This window comes from Seonamhaeicola maritimus (assembly GCF_008056315.1).
Classification (GTDB): Bacteria; Bacteroidota; Bacteroidia; order Flavobacteriales; family Flavobacteriaceae; genus Seonamhaeicola; species Seonamhaeicola maritimus.
The window spans coordinates 1,044,122-1,067,524 of sequence record NZ_VRKQ01000008.1; the positions used below are offsets into that span (position 1 = coordinate 1,044,122).

A 23,403-nucleotide genomic window follows, 5' to 3' on the forward strand; every position below is an offset into this window, starting at 1 on the left:
AAAAATAATATGAAAAATTTTAATAAAATAAAAAAATGTAGCTCTTATTTCATTGGGTTTATTGTATTGTTTTTAACAATGCAATCCTGTGAAGAGTATTTGGAGGAGACAAACCCAAATGCAGTTTCGGCAGATGTGTACTGGTCAAGTTTAATAGAGTCTAATTCAAACCTTACTTCGGTTTATGGAAGTATGTTAAGTATGTTTGTTTTAAACTTAGAGGTTGATGCTTGGAGAAGTGATATAGGATTTCCTAAGAGTAGAAGAACTCCTTTTGGGTCTGGTAGACCATATTATCAAAAAGGATTTACAGATGCAAGTAATGCCATAGGTCAACAATGGGATGCCCTATATCAAGTTGCGTTTCGAACAAATCAGGTAATTACTGGTTTAAACGGAATGGATGAGGACTTAAAAAGTCAAGAAGAATGGTCTCATCAAATGGGACAAGCGCGTTTGTTTAGAGGTTTAGCTCATATGTGGTTAAATGCAACATACAATAATGGAAATGTTATTATTAGAGATTTTATACCAGGAACATCAGATGAATTTTCTGTCTCTGTAAGTTCTTCAGACGAGGTGATTGCTTTTTTTAGAGAAGATTTAAAATATGCTTATGATAATTTACCTGCTCAATTTGAAAATAAAACTCGAGTTGATAAAGGTTTTGCGGCGGCACTTTTAGGTAAAAGTTATTTGCATACTGAAGAGTATACGCAAGCTATGGTTTACCTTAACGATGTTATTGATAATTCAGAATACGGATTTGAGTTGTTGGAAGGAGACGATGTTGGTTTACTATTTACTCATGCAGGAGATTTTAACTCAGAGTCTATATTTGAGATTAATTATTCTGATAAACATCAAGTGGAAGATAGCAACTGGGATGAAGAGAGTTTTTTCCATAGATGGGCAAGATATACGGCTCCTGGTGGAGGACGTTATGGCGGTAGAACCGATTTCGTACCTACAGCTTGGTTAACCTATGAATATTCAAATGAACAAATGGACTCGCAAGATCCAAGAAACTATGTTGATGATGGTTCTGGAGGAGTTAGGTTTAGAAGTGTACCACTTAGATGTGCACAATTTTGTCAGGTTGTAAATGATGAAGAATCTACCTATTATGGAGATACGCCGGCAAATTCAGCGTACGCTTTCGGAGCAACTATTTTTTCACACTTCAAAAAATACACAAATCATGATATTGTTGCTGGTGAACCTGAAACATTAGTAACTGGATGGAAATCTCATAAAAATGTAGTAGTTCAGAGGTTGGCCGAGGTGTATTTAAACCTTGCAGAATGTCAAATTAAAACAGGAGACCTTGCTGGTGCTCTAGAAAACATTAATACTATACGTCAACGTTGGGGTTTAGTTAGTCTAGGTTTAAGTGATGGGTCTGCTCATGATTTTGATGAGATTACCTATACAGCTGAAACATTGATGGATCATTTAATGTATATTGAATACCCTTTAGAGTTAGCGGCGGAAGGTTGCAATACAAGAACAACAGATTTAAGAAGATGGGGAGTAGCTAAAGAGCGTTTTACAGAATTAGCTACTAGAGTCTATCACTTAGCTAATTATACCTCTAATGATGGAGTTACAAGAAATTTGAGCTTAATTCAAGAAGGTCCACATCCTACAGCAGTACCTTCTATTACTAATACAGTAATGGAACACCGTGAGGCTGCTGAAAATTATGTTGAAGCATTACACGATTATTTTCCGCTTCCATTATCTGAAACTTTAAATAATCAAAATGCAAATTAATTTAAAACTTAACAAGATGAAAAAGATATATAAACTCTTGGTGTTTTTTGGAATAACGGCTTTAATTTTGGCAGGTTGTTCTCAGAATAATGAAGATTATGAAGTGCCTTATGACGACTATTCAAGTTTTCAAACCTTTACTACGGGTGGAGATTTTGGAACCTTTAACAGAGCAATAAATGTAGATGATTATCTTACGTTTCATGATGTGTCGCAAAATGTGATAGATCATAAATGGACTATTCCAGAATCAGCGTGGTTCTTAAATGGCGATTTTACAAGAAATGATTCCGTTTACGATAATTTTATTATACAAACTTCTAGTAAAGTTTCTGAAGAGAAATTAATTAATGTATTGTTTAAAGAACCGGGTTTACATGAAGTTAAACTATTTAATATATTCAAACATGAAGTAGAAAATGCTGTAAATGTAAATGGAAAATGGGTAATTGATCAAGTTTTTAATATTGATGTTTTTGCAAGAACAAACCCAGCATGTAAGGTTTATAAATATGACTATAGTTTAGACCCAGATAACCCAACTTTGGTAGAGGTGTTATCTTTAACAGAAGCGGAGATGCCATCAATTAATAATAAGAGTTCATGGCCAACAGTATCTATTGAAGCTGGTGAAGAATTAATGTTCGAAGATTTATCTACAACTGGTGCACCTACATCAAGACGTTTTTATCTTGAGGGAGGAAAGCCAGAACAAAGTAATCAACAACAGGCTATAATAAAATATAATAAATTAGGAAATTATACAGCTTGGATGGAGAGTATAAGAAGTGGTGCAGAGGTGCCATCATATACAGGTTCTAAATTAATACCTTTAAACATTGAAATAATACCTTCTACCAAACCTTTTGAAATAGGAGGAGGTGTTAATATGAACACAGATGGTGTAATTTCATTTGCAGTAACTGGAGAGGTTGAAACTTTAGTTAATGAAGAAGGTAACTTTACAGTTCACGTTACAAATTCGGCTGCTGGTTTTGATCAGAATATCCCGGTAGCATCGGCTAAAATAAATGAAGATGATGCTACGGTAATTGAACTAACCTTAGCAGACCCTACTTTTAACACAGATGAAATAGAAATTTCATTTTCAGGTGGTAATATAGCATCAGTAGACTCAAGAACTTTATTAGATTTTGGACCCAAACCGGTTAAAATTGATTTAGGTAATAGTATTCTTGTAAATTCTTGGGCCAGTTTTGAAACTGAAGATGCTAATTGGAAACGTGGGTTAGTTAAAGGTTATTGGGTAGGAAATAGTAATGATGATGGTTCTGGTGGTCAAGCTATACCAGTTTTTGGAAGAACTACTGAAATGGCTTCTGAAGGAGATGCAAGTATGCGTTTTACATTCGATTTTTCAAAAAACATGAAGCTTCAAGGTTCTGATTTTTCAAAACCGAATGGTATACCAGCGGGAACATATCATATATCATATAAGGTTTATTTACCTGCAGGAAACACAATTAAGTCATTTAGGAATGCATTATTAGATCCATTTATGAATATGGTTTGGGATATTGAAAATGTTGAACGTGGCAAATGGGTAGAAATTAGTAGAGTTGAAACCATTGGAACTGATATTAGATCGGGAACTAGATTTGATTTAGCCATTGATACTGCAGCTAATCCTGGAGTATCTGGAGAACAAACCATGTATTTTGATGATTTAAAATGGATTCCACTAGATCCAAGATCATAAATAATTGTTGTTTATAAAAAAGGTTGTTCTTCTAAAAGAACAACCTTTTTTGTTAGTAATCACTTTTAAACCATATGTTATACTTTTAGCAGCATTTGGTAATAACAGATTAACAAAAAAAGATAATATTTGTAATTCAAGATATAACACTAGAAAAGTAAAATCAATTAATTAAAATGAAAAAACTATCATTACTTCTATTGAGCGCATTATTTATAGTGAGTTGTGCTAAAACAAAAAAAAAGGAACCTGTACAAGAAGAAAAGGCTAAGAACCCAAATATTGTTGTCATTTATTTAGATGACCTTGGATATGGAGATTTAAGCTCATACGGTGCTACAGAAATAAGTACGCCTAATATTGATGCTCTTGCTAACGGAGGGGTTAAATTTACTAACGGTTATGCTTCATCTGCTACTTGTACTCCTAGTAGATATGCTTTACTAACCGGAATGTATCCATGGAAAAACACGAGTGCTAAAATATTACCAGGTACGGCACCTTTAATTATTAGTACAGAACAACAAACCTTACCTAAGCTTCTTAAAAAGGAAGGTTACGATACAGCTATAGTTGGAAAATGGCATTTAGGTTTGGGATCAGGAAATGTTAACTGGAATGAAAAGGTAACTCCTGGTCCAAATGAAGTTGGTTTTGATGAATCTTATATCCTTGCAGCTACACAAGATCGTGTTCCAACCGTTTATATTAAAGATGGGTATGTGGTAAATTTAGATCCTAATGATCCTATTGAAGTAGATTATAAAAACAATTTTGAAGGACAACCAACAGGTAAAGACAATCCAGAGTTGTTAACTATGAAATGGCATCATGGTCATAATAGCAGTATTGTAAATGGTATTCCTAGAATTGGATTTATGAAAGGTGGAGACGCTGCTAAATGGAGTGATGTTGATATGGCAGATCATTTTTTAGAAAAGGCGCAAGCTTATGTGAAGAGTCATAAAGAAAAGCCATTTTTCTTATACTATGCTATGCAACAACCACATGTACCACGTACGCCTCATCCTCGTTTTGTTGGTAAAACTAATTTAGGACCTAGAGGAGATGTAATTGTTGAAGCAGATTGGTGTATAGGTGAGTTTGTTAAGACTTTAGAAGAAGAAGGAGTATTAGATAATACCTTAATTATTTTCTCTAGTGATAACGGACCTGTATTAAATGATGGTTATTATGACGATTCAGATACTAAAAACGGAGAGCATACACCAGCAGGCGTTTTAAGAGGTGGTAAGTACAGTTTATTTGAAGCTGGTACAAGAATGCCATTTATCACATACTGGAAAGGTCAAATACAACCAGGAGTTTCAGATGCTTTAGTATGTCAAATGGATTTATTAGCATCAGTGGCTAAATTAGTAGGTACTGAAGATAAAAGTACTGATAGTCAAGAATTATTGGATGCCTTTTTAGGCAAAAGTGAGAAAGGTCGTGAAGACTTAATCCTCGAAGCAACCTCTAGAACCGCTTTACGTAGTGGAGATTGGTTGTATATTCCATCTTACGGAGGTAAACCATTAAATACACAAGTTAATATTGAAGTTGGTAATAGTGATGTACCATTGTTATATAACTTGAAGAACGATTTAAGTCAACAAAACAGCGTTGCTGAGTCTAACCCAGAAAAACTTAAAGAGATGCATAATAAATTTATTGCATTAAGAGGGGAAAACTATAAAAAGATTCAAAAGTTAGAGTTGAAATAAGAATATCTAAATGTGGGATGTAATTCCCATACTCTGAAAAACAAAAGCCTAATAATATTAGGCTTTTGTTTTTGTCTTTCTAAAATCATATCTGAAAAGTAATAATCATATTTATTATAGTCATTCAAAAAAGAGTGGTTAATTCTCAAGAATATAAACTAAATTAGAGCTTTAAATTAAAAAATTGATTAAATGAGATTTAAACATTTTCTGTTGTTCTTGCTTACTATAATTATAAGCAGTTCATGCGAAGGGTTTGCAAAGAAAAAAATTAAGGTATTAATTATAGACGGCCAAAATAATCATGCAGTATGGCCAAAATCAACTATAATGATGCGTCAGTACCTTGAAGAAACAGGAATGTTTAAAGTTGATATTGCAAGAACTAAGTATTTAACCAATAGCAAGCGGGAAGCAAAATATTTGTCATTAGCTAAAGTAGAGGAAGGTATTGAAACTGATCCTGCAATTACAGATCCTGATTTTAAACCAAATTTTTCTAAATATGATGTTATCATTTCAAATTTTGGTTGGCGAGCTGCTCCATGGCCCAAGGAAACGCAAACCGAATTTGATTTGTATTTAAAGAAAGGTGGTGGATTTGTGTCTGTTCATGCAGCTGATAATTGTTTCCCCGAATGGAAAGAATATAATAGAGCCATTGGTATAGGTGGTTGGGATAGAAATGAGAAACACGGGTCTTACTTATATGTTGATAATGAAGGCAATGTAATCAAAGATGATTCTAAAGGTTACGGTGGCGCACATGGTCCTAAGGAAGAATTTATAGTTTCCATGTATAATCAAGAGCATCCTATTAGCCAAGGAATTCCTAAGGAATGGATGCATACTTTTGATGAATGTTATGCCAAACTTAGAGGACCAGCTGAAGAGGTTACTATTCTTGGAACTGCTATGAGCACCAAGTCAAATAGGGCAGAACCAATGCTCATGACAATTGATTATCATAAAGGACGCGTATTTCATACTACATTGGGGCATGATACTAGAGCCTTCGAGTGTGTTGGTTTTATTACAACACTATTAAGGGGAACAGAATGGGCTGCAACCGGTAAGGTGACAATAGAAATACCTAAAGATTTTCCAAATGCCAATATGGTGTCAGCAAGGGAATTTAAGTTGAAACAATAGGAATCCTTTGATAAGCTTTCCGGAATTTAGAGGGAGACATTCCCATATGTTTTTGAAACTGCCTATGGAAAAAGGTTAAATTATTATACCCTGTTTTATATCCAATTTCAGATACTGATAAGTCGGTATCAATAAGCATTTTACTAGCAATACTAACCTTGTATTCATTCAAGAAAGAGAAGAATGACGTGTTGAAAGTCTTTTTAAAAAACCTACAAAAAGTATCATTACTCATAGAAACTTCATTTGCAATATTACTTAAAGTTATTTTGTCTAAATGATACTCTTTTAGGTAGTTATAAATTGAATTAATACGTTCGCTTTCTTTTGAAGATAGGCTCTCTGAAAAACTAGAACCTGCCAATAATTCAAATTCATTGGTCAAAGCCAATTTTTGTAAAATTTGTAAAAAGAGGATTAAGCGTTCAAAGGATTGGGCTTCTACCAATTTAACCAAATTTTGCTTTATTTCCTTAGCGAAGGATTTATTAAACTTGACACCTCGTTGCGAACGCTTTAAGAGCTCATGAATATGCTGCACTTCTTTCTTGTCTAACCAATTATGTAAAAGGTCTTCATTCCATTGGATAATGATACACTCAACGTCTTCAGTCTGTTCACCAATGGTTTTCCAACAATGTGGAAGATTGGCACCTACCATGACCAAATCGTCATTTTCAAAAGTATCCATGTTATTACCTACATATCGAATTCCGGTACTCTTTATAATATAGGTTAATTCATATTCTTTATGAAAATGCCATGCAGCAGGAAATTCCTTGTCTTCAAAGAGGGAAACCCTAAATGAGCTTCCAGGAGAGTTTCTAATATCATGATATCTCGCTTTCATTTAAGACAATTTTGGTTAAAAGTATATGTTTTTGGAAAATTTAAAAGTCAATTTAAGTAAAATTACCAAAATAGTGTATAAAAATAGCGCTATTGTGGAAATCATCCAACGCTTTAATCAATAAATTTGTAAAGACAGATTTAACTGATCCATTAATATTAAAAAGAAATATAATATGTCTAAAGACATTGTAATTAGGGATGCTAAGATATACAAGACGGCTACAACACTAAAAAAGCCCATATCTGACGCTACCCATACGCTTACAGAAATATCATTTTTAGTGCTTAGAATCCAGCTGGAAAATGGTGTTATTGGAGAGTCCTATTTATTATCATTTCAATATTCCCCCAACGCTATTGTAGGTGCTCTAAAAGATGTCATCCCTCATATTATTGGTCATAAAACCAATGAAATTGGCATGGTGTATGATAAATTGGACCAGTTAGGAGAATATTTTGGTAATCAAGGTATTAATAGGTGGGCACAAGCAGCTGTAAATATTGCCATGTGGGACGCTTGGGGAAAAACACTTGGTCAACCTGTTCAAGATATTTTAGGCGTTTGCAAGGAAAAGGTGTCTATTTATGGGAGTGGTGGTTGGATTTCATATACTATTGATGAACTTATAGAAGAGGTAACCGATTATGCCAACCGCGGATTTAAAGCTGTAAAAATAAAAGTTGGCTCGCCCAAAGTAAGTACAGATGTAGAGCGTTTACGTTTAGTACGTGAGGCTGTTGGGGAAAAGGTTGATATTATGATGGATGCCAACCAGGGCATGGATTTACCATCAGCCATGAAATTATCCAGACAAGCAAAAGAATTAAATATAAACTGGTTTGAAGAACCTGTAAATCACCAAAATTTCCAAGCTTTTGAAATTCTTAAAAATCAAGCAGGCATCTCATTGGCTATGGGAGAACGTGAATACGATACACTACCATTAAGGGAGCTGGCTAGTAGGAACGCATTAGATATTTGGCAACCCGATATTTTAAGAATTGGTGGGGTGGAAAAATGGCGTGAAAGTGCTGCTTTGGCACAAAGTTTCAATTTACCAGTATTGCCACATTATTATAAAGACTATGATGTGCCTTTATTGTGCACCATCTCCAATGGCGTGGGTGCAGAATCTTTTGATTGGGTAGACCCGTTAATTGATAACCCGATGGTGATTCAAAATGGATTCGCAAAACCACATAATTTACCTGGTTGGGGATTCAATTTTATTGAAGATAAATTAACCGAAATCAAGTTATAAATGAGTTTAGAAGTTTTTTCGTTAAAAAATAAATTAGCTCTAGTTACTGGAGGAGGTACTGGAATTGGCCTGGGTATAGCAAAGGCTTTTGTTGAAACTGGGGCTAAAGTAGTCATTACTGGTAGAAGAGAATCCGTTTTGCAAGAAGCAGTAAAAGAATTAGGTGATAATGCATATTACCGCGTAAATGATATTACGGACAGAGCTTCTATTCCAGCATTAGTTGAAGATATTGAGAATAATATGGGCGGTATTGATATTCTAGTTAATAATGCTGGGATACACCACAAGGCGTGGGCTCAAGATACAACCGATGATGATTTTGAACGCGTCATTCAAACCAACCTAATAAGTGTGTTTGCTCTAACAAGAGAATGCGCAAAAAAAATGATTGAACGTAAAAGGGGATCTGTGATTATGATAGGTTCTATGGCTGGTTTATTCGGGATTGATAGGGTAATTGCTTATAGTGCTTCAAAAACAGCGTTAACTGGGTTGGTGAATAGTTTAACAACAGAATACGCTAAAGATAATGTGAGAGTTAATGCAATTGCACCGGGTTGGATTACTTCAAATATGTTTATAAATGCAGTTAATAAAGACCAAGCACGTAAAGAACAAATAACCAACAGAATTGCTATGGATCATTTCGGTACAACCGAAGATATAGGCAATGCAGCGGTATTTCTAAGTTCTGAAGGTGCTAAATATATAACAGGTGTTATTTTACCAGTTGATGGTGGAGCAACAGTGAATTTTTAGAAAAAGTAAATGAAAAAGCCAACTTATATAACAGGTGACCATTCTATAAGTCCAGCATTTGATAATAAAAGTCGATTAGTTTATGGAACTTCAGGATTAGGTGGCGTTTGGGGAAAAGTCGAGCAAAGAGATTCTATTGATGCCTTATTGTACGCTTTTGAGAATGGCATTTCTGCTTTAGATACTGCCCCATCTTATGCTAATGCTGAATATTACGTAGGTATGGCACTTAGAGAATGGAAAGGGGCAAAACCTTTTGTAAGTACCAAAATAGGGAGATTAAAGGGTAAAGATGCTTTTGAAACTAAACTAGATTATAGTACCGATGGCATGAAGCGAAGTCTAGACAATAGTTTAAAAACCTTAGGTTTAGATAAAATAGATTTACTGTTTTTGCACGAACCTCAATTGGTTCCAATGGAAAATATAGAGGAGGTTTTAAACACTTTAAAACGTTTTAAAGTTGAAGGATTAGTAAGTTCATTAGGAGTGGGCGGTAATCCTTCAGAGGTATTTACGCCATACATAATTAAAGAGAATTTTGATGTTGTATCAGGGTTTTTGCATATGGATGCTTGTAATTTATCAGCGTTTAATGGTGAAATTCAAAGTTATCAAAAAGAAGGTATTGCTTATTATGCAGCTTCTGCACTACATTTTGCGTTATTAGGAAATCGTTATGAAAAGTATAAAAGTGAAGGTGTTGATGGCGAATGGATAAGGCAATTAGATTTAGAAAATGCTATTAGGGTAAAAGCGGTGGCAGACAAGTATGATATGCCCTTAGCAACATTGTCTCAGCGTTACCTGTTCTCAATTAAAGAAGCAGACAGAGTTGTAATGGGAGCAAGAACACCGGCTCAGATTAAATCAACGATAGACGACTGGAAAGCTGGGAAATTATCAGAAGAACTATTTAATGAAGTAACAGATTGTATTCTAACATAATAAGATGAAGGTAATTAGATTAAACGAACCAGGAAACTGGGAAGAGTTAAATATAAATAAACCAAGTGAGGTCTTATCATCTGGAAATGCGCTTTTAAAAGTGAAAAAAATTGGCGTTTGTGGTACCGATTTGCATGCTTTTAAGGGGCAGCAACCTTTTTTTAATTACCCACGTGTTTTGGGGCATGAATTGGCTGTTGAGGTAGTGGCAGTTGCAGATGACGTAATCAATGTGTCCATTGGAGATAAATGTTCTGTTGAGCCTTATTACAATGATATAATTGGGCAAGCTGTAAAACGAGGTAAAACCAATTGTGGTGAGCATTTGCAAGTTTTAGGAGTTCATGTTGATGGCGGAATGCAAGAGTATTTTGTGTATCCAGCAAAGTTTTTACATGCTACAAATTCGTTGTCAGATGACCAATTAGCAATGATAGAGCCCTTAGCTATTGGCTGTCATGCTGTTGATAGAGCAGATATTAAAGAAGATGATATTGTTTTGGTAATTGGTGTTGGACCAATTGGATTGGGAACTATTCAGTTTGCCAAATTAAAAGGAGCAAGAGTCATAGCTATGGACATTGATGATTCCAAATTGGAACAATGTAAAGAAATCACAAAGGTAGAAGATACTATTAATGCATTGGGAAATGTAGAGGAAGAACTGGCTACTCTTTTAAATGGAGATTTGCCAACTGTAATTTTGGATGCAACTGGAAATCCAACCTCCATGATGAATACCTTTAAATATGCAGCAGCTGGAGGAACTATTGTGTTTATAGGGCTTTTTATGGGGGATGTTGTATTTCACGACCCCTCTTTTCATAAAAAGGAATTGACCCTTAAAGCTAGTAGAGCTGCATTGGGAACTGATTTTGGAAGAATCATCAAGTTAATAGAGGAAGGTAAAATTGATGCCACCTCTTTCATCACGCATAGAATGTGTTTTGATGAGGTTCCTACAGAATTTGAAAAGCTATATAAGCAAAAGGATTTGATAAAGGCTATTATAGAAATTAACTAACTAAAACAAGATTGAATGGAAAACAAAAAAGTAAATTATTCGAAGTTTCTGGTGCCGTTAATTATAGTCATGGCATTAATGTTTTTTTGGAACTTAAGTAGAAATATTAATGATGTCTTGATTCCTTATCTTAAAAGAGCATGTCAACTTACCGATTTTCAATCATCATTAGTGCAATCCGCTTTTTTTGGAGCTTATTTTGTAGTGGCATTGCCTGCAGGTTGGTACATTCAGAAGAAAGGATACCGCAATGGGATAATTACCGGTTTGCTTATAGCTGCCATCGGAGCTTTTCTATTTTATCCAGCTGCAGAGACTCGGGTTTACTCGCTGTTTCTAATAGCCTTATTTGTTATGGCGGCAGGTTTTGCAGTTTTAGAAGTTACAGCATCTCCATACATTACTAAATTGGGAGACCCTGAAGGTGCTTCAAGTCGTTTAAGTATGGCTGCGGCTATAGGTTCACTTGGAGCTACTATTGCACCATCATTAGCAGCATTATTGCTTTTACATGAAGAAGATGTGGCGCAAGCAACTATTGATGCATTTTCGGCTATAGAATTGGAAACCTTTTTATCCAGTGAAGCAGATTTAGTAAAACCCCCTTATATAATTTTAGGTGCCATATTAGTGGTTATAGCTATTATTGTGGTTTTTACAAAACTACCAAGTATTCAGGAAGAAAAAGGTGGTGATAAAAAACCGTTATTAGATATTTTAAAGTTTAAGCATACGCTTTACGGTGTTGGTGCTGAGTTTTTCTATGTTGGTGCGGAAGTTGGTATTGTTAGTTTTATTATTAGATATGCAAAGTGGTTTAATTTGCCTGAACTTACGGAACAAAAGTCGGCACAATATATTACAGCATTTATGGCCTTGGTACTTATAGGTAGGTTGTTGGGAGTATATATTCTGAAACGATTCAAACCACAGCATGTATTGGCTTTTTGCAGTATTAGTGCCTTTATCATGGTATTTTTAGCTATCATAACCAATGGTTATTTTTCTTTAACATGCTTGTCAATTGTTGGGTTCTTTACTTCTATTATTTACCCAATAATCTTCAGTTTAAGTATGAAGGATTTAAAGGAATACACAAAAACAGGGTCTTCAGTTTTCTTATTAGGAATTGTTGGGGGTGCCATTGTACCACCATTAATGGGATACATTTCAGATACGGTTGGAATTAAATATTCATTCATTATTCCATTAGTTTGTTACGTGTATTTGTTGTTTTTCGCTTTAAAAGGTCATGTAGTTAAAATTAAAGCGTAGCTAAAATGAGTGTCAAACAATTTAGGAGATTTACCTATCTGGTCAATTCAAAGGTTCAAGATATTTCCAGAATAGTAACTCGGATAAAATCCAATGGCATTCAAAATACACTGAATGAAGCGGGAGTATTATCTTTTAAAATCTATCAAAATGAAGATTCAAACTTTTTATTGATTGATGGAGAAAAGCATATGAACAGTGCTGCTATAAATAGGATTTTATTAAATATTTCTGATGATTTTAATATAATTTCTTTTGAATCTTCGCCATTGGAACGAATCTATAAATTAGAGCAAAAAGAAGTTTACGCTCCTACGGATGGACAATTAAAAACAACAGTAGCGCCATATAAGCGTTTTGTTTGGACACTTTTATTAGAACCTGATTTAATTGAAGAATACAAAAATGTTCACGCTATGAGTCAAGCATGGCCTGAGATAACTGCTAACATGAAAGAGGTAGGTGTTAAGGATATGGAGATTTATATCAAGAATGATCGGGTCGTATTGATTATGGATACCAAATTGGGTTTCAATTTAGAGGAAGTTGGTCCCAAATGGCAAAAGCTACCTCGGGAAGAAGAATGGCAAACTTATGTGGCTAGATTTCAAAGAACAGACCCCGAAAGCTCAATTCAAGAAAAATGGCAGGATATGAGACAACTTTAAAACTTTCAACAAACTAAACTTAACATTAAACTAAATGAAAACTAAACTATTTGTTGCAATTTTTGGAGTCTTGATTCTTACTTCATGCAACAACCAGGAAACAAAAGAAATTAATGAAATATCTGTAAAGGTTGTAAAACACTACGAGCCTACTTGGGAGTCGCTATCGCAATATGAATGCCCAGAGTGGTTTAGAGATGCTAAATTTGGTATTTATACGCATTGGGGTGTTTACTCTGTACCAGAAGACGAATCTGACTGGTATGGAACTTACATGTATAAGGAAGGGCATCCAAATAACAAGACCCATAAAGAGAACTATGGAAATCCAAAAGAATTTGGATATAAAGATTTAGTACAACTTTTTAAAGCAGAAAAATTTAATGCCGATGAATGGGCAGACTTGTTTGTAGAATCGGGAGCCCGTTTTGCAGGTCCTGCTGGAGAACATGCTGACGGTTTTTCTATGTGGGATTCTAAAGTAAATCCATGGAATTCTGTTGCTATGGGACCCAAACGTGATATCACTGCCGAATTAGAAAAAGCCATTCGTAAACGTGGTTTGAAATATGTGGTAAGCTTACACCATTCTTGGTTATGGGGTTGGTTTCCCACTTGGGATGAAAACACCGATTGTGCGGATCCCGCTAACGCTTCACTGTATGGAGAAAAAGTACCTAAAACTGCGTGGCAAGTTGATAATGGACACAATTATTACAAAGTTAACCCCATGCCAAGTGCTGAGTTTGAGCGTGTATGGCTTGAAAAGGTGAAAGAGGTAGTAGATGGTTATTCTCCAGATTTGCTATGGTTTGATAATAGAATTCAAATACTTTCTGAAGATATTCGTAAGGAGATGTTAGCTTACGCTTACAATGAGGCTGCTAAAAAAAAGCAAGAATTTGTATTAACGTTTAAGCGTCCTGATTTTCCTTTAGGAACTGGAACTGTAGATTTAGAACGAAACAGAATGCCAAAAATATATCCTGACCCATGGTTGACAGATAATTCTATTTCTAAGCAAAAATGGATTTGGCATAAAGATTTAAAGTGTTATCCAACTAATAACTTGATAGATGATTTAGTGGATATTGTAAGTAAAAATGGAAACTTATTATTGAATGTTGCACCTCATCCTAATGGAACAATTCCCGAAGAGCAGAAACAACGTTTACGCGAAATGGGTAAATGGTTAAAACTTAATGGTGAAGCTATTTATGAAAGTCGCCCTTGGTTAATCTATGGTGAAGGCCCAACTGAAACAAAAACAGGTCATTTAGCTGATATGCAATTTGATGGTTTTGGTGATGAGGACATTCGTTTTACAACTCGATATGGGCAATTATATGCAATCGCTCTTGGATGGCCAGAATCGGGAGTGCTTCATGTGAAGTCTTTAGGTACTAGTAATTATAATGGTAACATTATGAATATAGAACTAATTGGTCACGAAGGTAAAATTGAATTTAATCCAACAATCGAAGCACTGGAGATTCAATTACCAAGCACTAAACCATGTGAACACGCATTTGTTTTCAAAATAAATTAAAAAAATTATAGTCATGCCAGAAAACACACCAATAGAACAACATAAAGACATTCCATTATATAACACAGAAACGTGGTTGTATGAAGATTTTAAAATTGGTCAAAAGGACCGCTCCATTAGTAGAACCATTTCAGAAGGCGAGGCTATGATGTTTAATGGTTTGGTTTTAGACATGCATCCTTATGTAGGAGACCAAGTATTTGCAAAAGAAGAAGGTCTTTTTGGAAAAAGATTAGTTGCAGGAGCTATGGTATTTAGCTTAGGACTTGGTTTAATGGCCAATAATAATGTAAATACATTTAGTTATGGTTATGACAAGTTACGTTTTATAAAACCTGTATTTATTGGGGACACTATTTACACGGTAAGAACACATCTTAATAAAACACCAAAGTATGATGAAATGGGCCTTATTACTGTAAGTTATGAGGTGTATAAGCAACCAGGTGATTTGGTTTTGTATTGTGAGCATCTTCAAACGGTTAAATATAAAAATCCTGAAAGTTTTAAAAAGTAGTCAAAAACAAAAGTGTTAGTCATGAATAATATCAAATTAATTAGAAATGTATTTGGCGTAATAGCTATTTGCATCTTTATATCTTGTAATTCTAAAAAGAAAGAAAAAGAAGAGGCCCAGTTTAAATTCGAAGAAAACTGGGAAAGTCTAAGTAATTATAAAATTCCACAATGGATGAAGGATGCCAAATTTGGAATCTTTATTCATTGGGGACCAAATTCTGCCGCAGAATTACATACAGATTGGTATCCACGCTGGATGTATCTAGATTCGGCACATGTAGACCATGTCACTGGAGAAAAAGTGAATGATATTCCACATCCAGCATCGGTTTATCACAAGGAGAAGTTTGGTGACCCAAAAACTTTTGGATTCAAGGACATAATCCCAATGTGGACTATGGAAAATTTTGATGCTAAAGCCTGGGTAGATTTATTCAAGGATGCCGGAGCACAATATGTGGTTCCAGTGGCTGAACATCATGATGGTTATGCTATATATGAATCAAGCATTACACCATATAATGCGGTGGATATGGGACCAAAACGTGATGTTTTCAAAGAGTTAACAGATGAAATTAAAAAACAAGGTTTAATCTGTGGAGCAAGTTCTCATTTAGCGTTTAATTGGAATTTCTATACTCAAAAACCTCATTTCGATACCGGTGATCCACAATATGCCGCATTGTATGCACCACCTCATGAGCCTTATTCTCCTGCCAGTGCTGAGTGGTTGGCAGATATTTGGTGGCCGAGAACTAAGGAAATTATTGATAAGTATCAACCAGATATTTTATGGTTTGATTTCTATTTAGACCGACCGGAGTTTGCACCGTATCATAAAAAGTTGGCGGCTTATTATTATAATTCAGGTTTAGAAAGGGATAAAGATGTGGTGCTTCAAACAAAGAACTTGCGTTACGAATCCTATAAACCTGGCACACATATGCTGGATTTAGAGCGTAGTAAAATGGATTCTCTTCGAACAGCATATTGGCAAACAGACACTTCTATTGGAAAAAATTCATGGTATTATACTAAAAATTGGATACCAAAATCCGCCGAAGACTTAGTAGCAGACCTCATGGATATAGTTAGCAAAAATGGGTGTTTACTTTTAAATATCGGACCAAGAAAAGACGGAATAATTCCAGATGACCAAAAGAAAACATTGTTGGATATCGGAGCTTGGTTAAAAGTTAATGGAGAGTCTGTTTATGGATCAAAATATTATGATGTTTACGGAGAAGGTCCAACTAAAACTGCAACTGGGCACCTTTCAGAAGACAAAAACCAAGGCTTTACCCAAGAAGATATCCGCTTTACAAAGAACAAAGGTGCTTTGTATGCCACTGTGTTAAAAGCGCCAACAAAGGATGTTCATATTAAATATCTAACAGATTCTAAAATCAATATTAAATCAATTAAATTATTGGGTTCGGATGCTAAAATTGAATTTGAGCAATCTGCTGAAGGTACAATCATAACTCTACCAAAAGATGTCAATTTAAGCTATGCTTGGGTGTTTAAAATTGAAATGTAAATTTTAATGTGTATACAAAATAGGATTAATAGGGAAATCAATGCAAATATGAAGTCGTTAGTGCTTGTCATCGCAATCCTAACTGTTTTTTCATGTTCGTCCAAAACATCAAAGATTTCAAAATTTGAAAAGCCTAATGTTATTATCATTCTTACTGATGATCAAGGTTATGGGGACTTGAGTTGTCACGGGAATCCGTACATCAAAACACCCAATATGGATTTATTGCATTCAGAATCTGTTCGGTTTACAGATTTTCATGTAGACCCAACCTGTGCGCCAACACGTTCTGCTTTAATGACGGGCAAGTACTCTCACCATGTTGGAGTATGGCACACCGTATGTGGCGGAAATCATTTAAGAAAAGGGGAAAGAACAATGGCCGATATCTTTAAATCCTCAGGGTATAGAACGGCTATGTTTGGGAAATGGCATTTGGGAGCAAATTACCCATACAGGCCAATGGATAGGGGGTTTGAGGAATGGCTGGGCAATGGTGATGGAGGTACGGGAACCACGGATGATTGGTTTTTTAACGATCGTGTGAATGATTATTATTGGCATAATGGAGATAGGGAAAAGCATGAAGGGTTTGCACCTGACTTGTTTTTTAACAAAGCCATAGACTTTTTAAAAGAAGAGCATGAAAAACCATTTTTTTTATATTTGGCAACGTATTTACCACATGATCCACATTCTGTTCCAAATACAAAAATGACTGAGGTTTATGGAGATAAAGTTTCTAAACACGTTGCTTATTTTTATGCGGGAATCAACCGAATAGATCAAAATATAGGAAAGTTAAGAGAAGCATTGAAAGCTTCTGGAAAAGCGGACAATACTGTTTTAATTTTTATGTCTGATAATGGTGGAACCGCAGGAGTTCCATTGTACAACGCAGGAATGAGAGGAAGAAAAGGGCAGCCCTACGAAGGAGGGCACAGAGTTCCCTTTTTTATCCATTGGCCTAAAGGAAATTTGGCTCACGGTAAAGATATACCGGACTTAACGGCTCATATTGATGTATTACCAACACTTGTTGACTTATGTAGTTTAGAAGGAACGGAAAAGAATGTTTTTGATGGTAGAAGTTTTAAAAAGCAACTTAAGGAGACCAGTTTGCAACTTCCAGAGCGAACACTTTTTGTTGAAAACCAAAGATCATTTAAAGCTGAAGAATGGTTAAGTACGTCTGGAATGACCAACCGTTGGCGATTTGTTAATAATACAGAGTTATATGATATCAAAACTGACCAAGAGCAGAAGCATAATCTAATAGACGACTACCCTGAAGTTGTAGATAATATTCGAAAAGAATTTCAAGCCTATTGGGAACTGGTTAGTCCTAATGATCGTGAACTTCCAAAAGTAATTGTAGGTCATCCAAATGACAAAGAAACATTTCTCACACCATCAGATTGGTATTTGCCAAAAGTGCCATGGAATCATGCCCAAGTAGCACAAGGCCCATTGTTTTCCGGTTCCTGGGAGGTTACAATAGCAGAGGCTGGAACTTATCATATAGAAGCTAGGAGATGGCCTAGAGAAGCTCGTGCACCAATAACAGGTGTTCCTAAATTCCATAAAAAAATAGATGCGTGGAAAGAAGATGGTGAAATAGATAGATTGCTCTATGGTCATGAAATGAAAATGTTGCCAGTTAAGAGTATTACTCTGGAAATTGGTGAAAACAAAAAAACCGCCTTAGTAAATACTAAAGACACCTATGTCGCTTTCAATATTGAGTTACCCAAAGGAGATACAAGAATAAAAAGTGACATGCTGGATAAGTTAGGAAATGTAATTGCTGGAACGTACTATGTTTATTTGACCAAACTTAATTAAGAACAAATTAGGTTAAAAACTGAGCAGATATTCTAAATTGAGGTATAAAGGTGTTCAATAAGGTTTTAGAAGACAAAATAGATTAAAATTATGTTGAAATAAAACTCTTAAAATAGAATGAAGTGAATTAATTTTCTCAATTACTTTTTCACAGCCTATGTCTAGAGTAATGAAAGTTAATTAGATAAACTTAAATTCAAACCAAACTAAAAAATGAGATTTACAATTTATTCACTACTGCTCGCAGCTTTTGTTTTATTGTCTTGTGAAAATAAGCAAACTCAAATGCGTATTGTTGAAGACTTCAATTTTAATTGGAAGTTCGTTAAAGGAGAGCAGATTAACGCCGAACAGATAACTTTTGACGATGCATCATGGGAAGGCGTGAGACTGCCCCATGATTGGAGTATTATAGCTGGTTACAAAAGAGAGAATACTGCAGCAAGTACCGGGTTTACAGTAGGTGGTATTGGCTGGTATAGAAAAACGTTTCATGTTCCAGAATCTGATAAAGGAAAAATAATTTGGTTAGAATTTGATGGTGTTTATAACAATTCTACCGTTTGGATTAATGGGGAAAAGTTGGGATTCCGTCCAAATGGATATACTAGCTTCTGTTATGATTTAACAAATCATCTTAACTACGGAGACAAAAATGTTGTTACCGTTAAAGTAGATCACACGGCTTATGTAGATTCCAGATGGTATACTGGTTCGGGTATTTATAGAGATGTGAGATTGGTAAAGGCTTCAAAAACACATATTCCTCATTGGGGTGTTCGCATTACCACTCCAAAGGTTGATGATGGTGAAGCTACAATTCACATAGAAACCAAGGTGAAAAATATTTCAGAAAACACAACTTTAGATATTGCTGTTCTAGATGAAAACCAAAACATTATTGCCGAATCTAAAGGGAATTTGATAAAGGATGGTGTTGTAGTTCAAGATATCGTTTCTAATGCACCAAAACTATGGAGTATTGAATCCCCTAACTTATATACAGCTCGTATTACTGTATTGGAAAACGGAAATGCTGTGGACGAAATAAGGACTCGTTTTGGGATTAGAAGTATTCGTTTTGATGCAAATAAGGGCTTCTTTTTAAATGGAGAACCTGAAAAAATTAAAGGTGTCAATTTACATCATGATGTTGGTGCAGTTGGTGCAGCTGCCACTAAAGCCAGTTGGGAATACCGTGTTAGACAATTAAAATCTATTGGTGTAAACGCTATCCGTATGGCTCATAACCCGCATGCACCAATACTAATGGACGTTTGTGATGAAATGGGGATGCTGGTAATGAATGAGTTTTTTGACGAGTGGCATAATGCTAAAGATAAAAGCGTTAACTACTTAGGGGATAATGCTGCCGGTGAAGATATTTCAAAGGGGTATAGTGATATCTTTTTTGATTGGGCAGAAAAGGATTTAAAAGACCTTATTCGGCGAGATTTTAATCATCCATCAACCATTATGTGGAGTATTGGTAACGAAATAGAATGGACATTTCCATATTATTCTGAGGCCTATAGTGAATTAAATCCCGATGCTATAGCTTATGTTAGTATTCCTGAGTTCGACGCTGAAAAAATTAAACCTGTTTTTGAACGCCTAAGTGGAGGAGTTGATTCATTGGCCATTGTAGCTAAACAACTATCTAAATGGGTTAAAGAGGTAGATACAACAAGACCCGTTATTTGTGGTAGTGTTCGTCCATCAATTGCTTTTGTAAGTGGATATGCCGACGCTGTAGATGTTATGGGCTTTAATTATAGACAGCACAATTATGATATAGCCCATGAGACATACCCCAATAAGCCAATTTGGGGGTCGGAAAATTGGGTAGCTTATTCCGAATGGAAGGCTGTTAAGGATAGAGAGTTTGTTGCGGGTATTTTTGTTTGGACGGGATTTGCCTATTTAGGTGAAGCTGGTCCTTGGCCACGCAAAGGATTGAATATTTCCCTATTCGATTTTGCTGGATTTAAAAACCCAAGGGGTCATTTTTTTGAGTGTCTTTGGAAACCTGAACCCAAAGTTTATATGGTCACCACCCCAGAATCTTTATCTGAATACTCTTATTCAGATAAAGATGGTTGGAAATTTGATATGCAATACACGCCGCCTCCCGTTTGGGATAAACTCAGATTATGGGAATGGTATAAAGTAAATGAACATTGGAATTATCCTTCAGAAGAAAACATTGTAGTCCAAACATACACCAATTGTGAAGAAGCCGAATTGTTCTTGAACGGTAAGAGCCTGGGAAAACAAGCCTTGGCAGATTTTTCAGAAGTAGATAATATCATAAAGTGGTTGGTGCCTTATACAGAAGGAGAATTAAAAGTAGTTGGATATAACAAAGGTAAGATTGTTGACGAATATGTCCTGACATCAACAGGAAAACCTGCCAAAATAGAACTTAAGAGTGATAAAGAGGAGCTTCAGGCTAATAGTTATGATGTAGCTCACATATCTGTGAAACTGTTAGATGAAGTAGGAAATGAGATAAAAAACCTGGATACGGAAATCACGCTTAATGTAACAGGAAATGCAGAATTGTTGGCTGTAGATAATGGTTGGGAAATGAATATTGCGCCACACAATTCAAATAAAGTTCAAACGCATAACGGGAAAGCCTTAGCTATTATAAGGTCCACCAAAGCATCTGGTTTCTCTACTATCACAGCAAAAATTGGAACAATAGAAAGCCAACCCTTAAAAATAAACATCGATTAGGCTAAACAAACTCTAAATTATGACACATTTGGTTTTAATCAAAAGAGCAATAGTATTAAGCTTAATACTTTCTACTTCAGTTTTTTATGCACAACCCGAAATACCTGGGAAAACTTGGAAAAAAGTTGAGCAATTGAGTGATGAATTCGATGGAAAAAAAATTGATAATAAAAAGTGGAATATAGACCCTGAGGGGCATTATGAACTAAACTGGATTGGTAGATCACCAGCTTTATTTCAAAAGGAGAGTTTTGATATTCGGAATGGCTATTTAACCATAGAAGTTGGTAAGTTAAAAAAGCCTTATGTTGAAGATAAAAAGTATAGTAAGCCAATGGTTTACAAGTACCATGGTGGGATTTTAAGATCCTATAAAAAAACATCGATAGGTCATTATTATGAATGTAGAATGAAGATGAACAAAACCGAAATGGGTGGTGGGTTTTGGTTATGCCATCAAGGAACCTGTGAAAATAAACACGAGATTGATATCACCGAATCTGTTGGTCAATTAACCGAAGCAACACATAAATGGGCGTATGATTGGGATCAGATTATGCATTCCAACGCCATTCATAGAGAAACTTCTTGTAATAAACCTGTGAGAGATCAAAAGAAAATGATGCCACCAACGAAAAACTCTGAACGGTTTTATACTTATGGTTTTTATTGGAAAAGTCCAACGGAGTTATTGTTTTATTTAGACGGTCAATATGTCTATACTTTGAATCCTCCCGTTCCTTTTGATCAAGAACTAATCCTTCAATTTTCAATTGAAGCTTATGATTGGAATCCTATACCCGAAATTGGGAGTAAAGTGGCAACAGCAAGTAAAGAAGATAGAACAACCTATATAGATTATATACGTGTTTATAAATTAAAGGATAAATAATGCATAAAATTTTATATTTAATTGTAGCGTCAATTTTGTTGACTTCTTGTGTGAACAAGACAAAACAAACCAAAATTGAAAGTGAAGTGAACAAGTTAGAGGAAATTGGAGATTTTAAAATCGAATTAGGAAAAGTTTCCAAAAAATCAACTTTTACTGATAGAGATGATATCACCGTTTGGGGCGCTTCGGCTATCAAAGGAGAAGATGGTTTATACCATATGTTTTATTCCCGTTGGAAAAAAGATTTAGGATGGGCTTGGGTTACACATTCCGAAATAGCGCATGCTGTGTCTGAATCTCCATTCGGTCCATTCAAATATAAAGATGTTGTTTTTCCAAGGCGAGGAGCCGAGTATTGGGACGGTCTGTGTACTCACAATCCAACAGTTCATAAATTCGATGAGAAATATTATTTGTATTATATGGGAAACACTGGTGATGACTTGAATCCATGTGTCCCCGGAAAAATCAAATACAATTGGACACATAGAAACAACCAAAGAATTGGAGTTGCGGTGGCTGATGATCCCAACGGACCATGGAAACGTTTCGATAAGCCTTTAATTAATGCGAGTGATGATGAAGATGCTTTAGATGCTTTATTGGCAAACAATCCCTCAATAGCCAAACGACCTGATGGTGGCTATTTAATGGTTTACAAAGCAGTTGGGAAAAAGATAAAACGAGTTTCTGGTGGGCCGGTGGTACATTGTGTAGCGACATCCGATAATCCTACAGGACCTTTCAAAAAGTATAATAAACCAGTGTTTGAGGCTAAAGGAACCGATTTTCCTGCAGAAGATCCATATATCTGGTATCAGGATGGGAAATACCGTGCTATTGTAAAAGATATGCATGGAGCCTTTACCGATGAAGGTCAAGCCTTAGTTTTATTTGAATCGACTGATGGATTCGATTGGAGTCTTGCTAAAAATCCATTAGTATCAAAACTTGAAATAAAATGGGAAAATGGAGATACTCTAAAATTAAAACATTTAGAGCGCCCACAATTGTACATGGAAAATGGAAAACCAGTGGCTCTATTTTGTGCAGCAGACACCCTTGATACAAAAAATGTGTTACATTCATGGAATGTGCAAATACCTCTAGAAATCAGTAAAAAATAAGAATAAATAAACCTAAAGGA

The 23,403-nt window shown here is 35.3% G+C and carries 18 protein-coding genes; 17 read left to right on the forward strand and 1 reads right to left on the reverse strand.

The features are described 5' to 3' along the window. Positions 1-9: 9 nt before the first annotated feature. The 4 genes from FUA22_RS04280 to FUA22_RS04295 all read left to right on the forward strand — a co-directional run bounded on the left by FUA22_RS04280 (position 10) and on the right by FUA22_RS04295 (position 6,375). A complete protein-coding gene (locus FUA22_RS04280; RefSeq protein WP_241664750.1) occupies positions 10-1,776 on the forward strand; it encodes a RagB/SusD family nutrient uptake outer membrane protein in 1,767 nt (588 codons plus the stop codon). 16 nt (positions 1,777-1,792) lie between these two features. Next, positions 1,793-3,496: a hypothetical protein gene (locus tag FUA22_RS04285; RefSeq protein WP_147766582.1), complete on the forward strand. Its 1,704-nt coding sequence runs from the start codon at positions 1,793-1,795 to the stop codon at positions 3,494-3,496. A gap of 176 nt (positions 3,497-3,672) precedes the next feature. Beyond that, positions 3,673-5,223, forward strand: a complete 1,551-nt coding sequence (locus tag FUA22_RS04290) for a sulfatase family protein (RefSeq protein ID WP_147766583.1) — start codon at positions 3,673-3,675, stop codon at positions 5,221-5,223. A 192-nt stretch (positions 5,224-5,415) separates the two neighbouring features. Then, positions 5,416-6,375 (forward strand): ThuA domain-containing protein, encoded by a 960-nt coding sequence (locus FUA22_RS04295; RefSeq protein ID WP_147766584.1) that lies wholly within the window; start codon positions 5,416-5,418, stop codon positions 6,373-6,375. Here the strand turns inward: FUA22_RS04295 and FUA22_RS04300 are convergent. Next, positions 6,359-7,225, reverse strand: coding sequence for an AraC family transcriptional regulator (locus tag FUA22_RS04300; RefSeq protein ID WP_147766585.1), 867 nt, complete (start codon positions 7,223-7,225; stop codon positions 6,359-6,361). The genes FUA22_RS04295 and FUA22_RS04300 overlap by 17 nt on opposite strands. Before the next feature lie 175 nt (positions 7,226-7,400). On the opposite strand from FUA22_RS04300, the gene FUA22_RS04305 reads away from it, so the two are divergent. The 13 genes from FUA22_RS04305 (at position 7,401) to FUA22_RS04365 (ending at position 23,383) form a co-directional block, all read left to right on the forward strand. Then, on the forward strand, positions 7,401-8,489 hold the full coding sequence (locus tag FUA22_RS04305) for a mandelate racemase/muconate lactonizing enzyme family protein (RefSeq protein WP_147766586.1): 1,089 nt from the start codon (positions 7,401-7,403) through the stop codon (positions 8,487-8,489). Further along, on the forward strand, positions 8,490-9,251 hold the full coding sequence (locus FUA22_RS04310; protein ID WP_147766587.1) for an SDR family NAD(P)-dependent oxidoreductase: 762 nt from the start codon (positions 8,490-8,492) through the stop codon (positions 9,249-9,251). It begins immediately after the preceding gene. A gap of 9 nt (positions 9,252-9,260) precedes the next feature. Beyond that, positions 9,261-10,199, forward strand: coding sequence for an aldo/keto reductase (locus FUA22_RS04315; RefSeq protein WP_147766588.1), 939 nt, complete (start codon positions 9,261-9,263; stop codon positions 10,197-10,199). A gap of 4 nt (positions 10,200-10,203) precedes the next feature. Continuing rightward, entirely contained in the window at positions 10,204-11,223 is a 1,020-nt protein-coding gene (locus FUA22_RS04320) for a zinc-binding alcohol dehydrogenase family protein (RefSeq protein WP_147766589.1), read from the forward strand. A gap of 15 nt (positions 11,224-11,238) precedes the next feature. Next, positions 11,239-12,498 carry an L-fucose:H+ symporter permease gene (fucP, locus tag FUA22_RS04325; protein ID WP_147766590.1) on the forward strand — a complete coding sequence of 420 codons (1,260 nt, stop codon included), beginning with the start codon at positions 11,239-11,241 and terminating at the stop codon, positions 12,496-12,498. Positions 12,499-12,503: 5 nt separating this feature from the next. Beyond that, a complete protein-coding gene (locus FUA22_RS04330) occupies positions 12,504-13,166 on the forward strand; it encodes an L-rhamnose mutarotase (RefSeq protein WP_147766591.1) in 663 nt (220 codons plus the stop codon). Positions 13,167-13,200: 34 nt separating this feature from the next. Next, complete coding sequence (locus FUA22_RS04335) at positions 13,201-14,715, forward strand: alpha-L-fucosidase (RefSeq protein WP_147766592.1); 1,515 nt, start codon at positions 13,201-13,203, stop codon at positions 14,713-14,715. Positions 14,716-14,728: 13 nt separating this feature from the next. Further along, positions 14,729-15,232 (forward strand): MaoC/PaaZ C-terminal domain-containing protein, encoded by a 504-nt coding sequence (locus tag FUA22_RS04340; RefSeq protein WP_147766593.1) that lies wholly within the window; start codon positions 14,729-14,731, stop codon positions 15,230-15,232. Positions 15,233-15,253: 21 nt separating this feature from the next. Further along, a complete protein-coding gene (locus tag FUA22_RS04345; protein WP_147766594.1) occupies positions 15,254-16,774 on the forward strand; it encodes an alpha-L-fucosidase in 1,521 nt (506 codons plus the stop codon). A 48-nt stretch (positions 16,775-16,822) separates the two neighbouring features. Beyond that, positions 16,823-18,619 carry an arylsulfatase gene (locus FUA22_RS04350; RefSeq protein ID WP_147766595.1) on the forward strand — a complete coding sequence of 599 codons (1,797 nt, stop codon included), beginning with the start codon at positions 16,823-16,825 and terminating at the stop codon, positions 18,617-18,619. 213 nt (positions 18,620-18,832) lie between these two features. Continuing rightward, positions 18,833-21,361, forward strand: coding sequence for a sugar-binding domain-containing protein (locus FUA22_RS04355; protein WP_147766596.1), 2,529 nt, complete (start codon positions 18,833-18,835; stop codon positions 21,359-21,361). Between the two features lie 19 nt (positions 21,362-21,380). Continuing rightward, positions 21,381-22,253: a LamG domain-containing protein gene (locus FUA22_RS04360; protein ID WP_147766597.1), complete on the forward strand. Its 873-nt coding sequence runs from the start codon at positions 21,381-21,383 to the stop codon at positions 22,251-22,253. After that, positions 22,253-23,383: a glycoside hydrolase family protein gene (locus FUA22_RS04365; RefSeq protein ID WP_147766598.1), complete on the forward strand. Its 1,131-nt coding sequence runs from the start codon at positions 22,253-22,255 to the stop codon at positions 23,381-23,383. Before FUA22_RS04360 ends, FUA22_RS04365 begins: the two co-directional genes overlap by 1 nt. Positions 23,384-23,403: the final 20 nt, after the last annotated feature.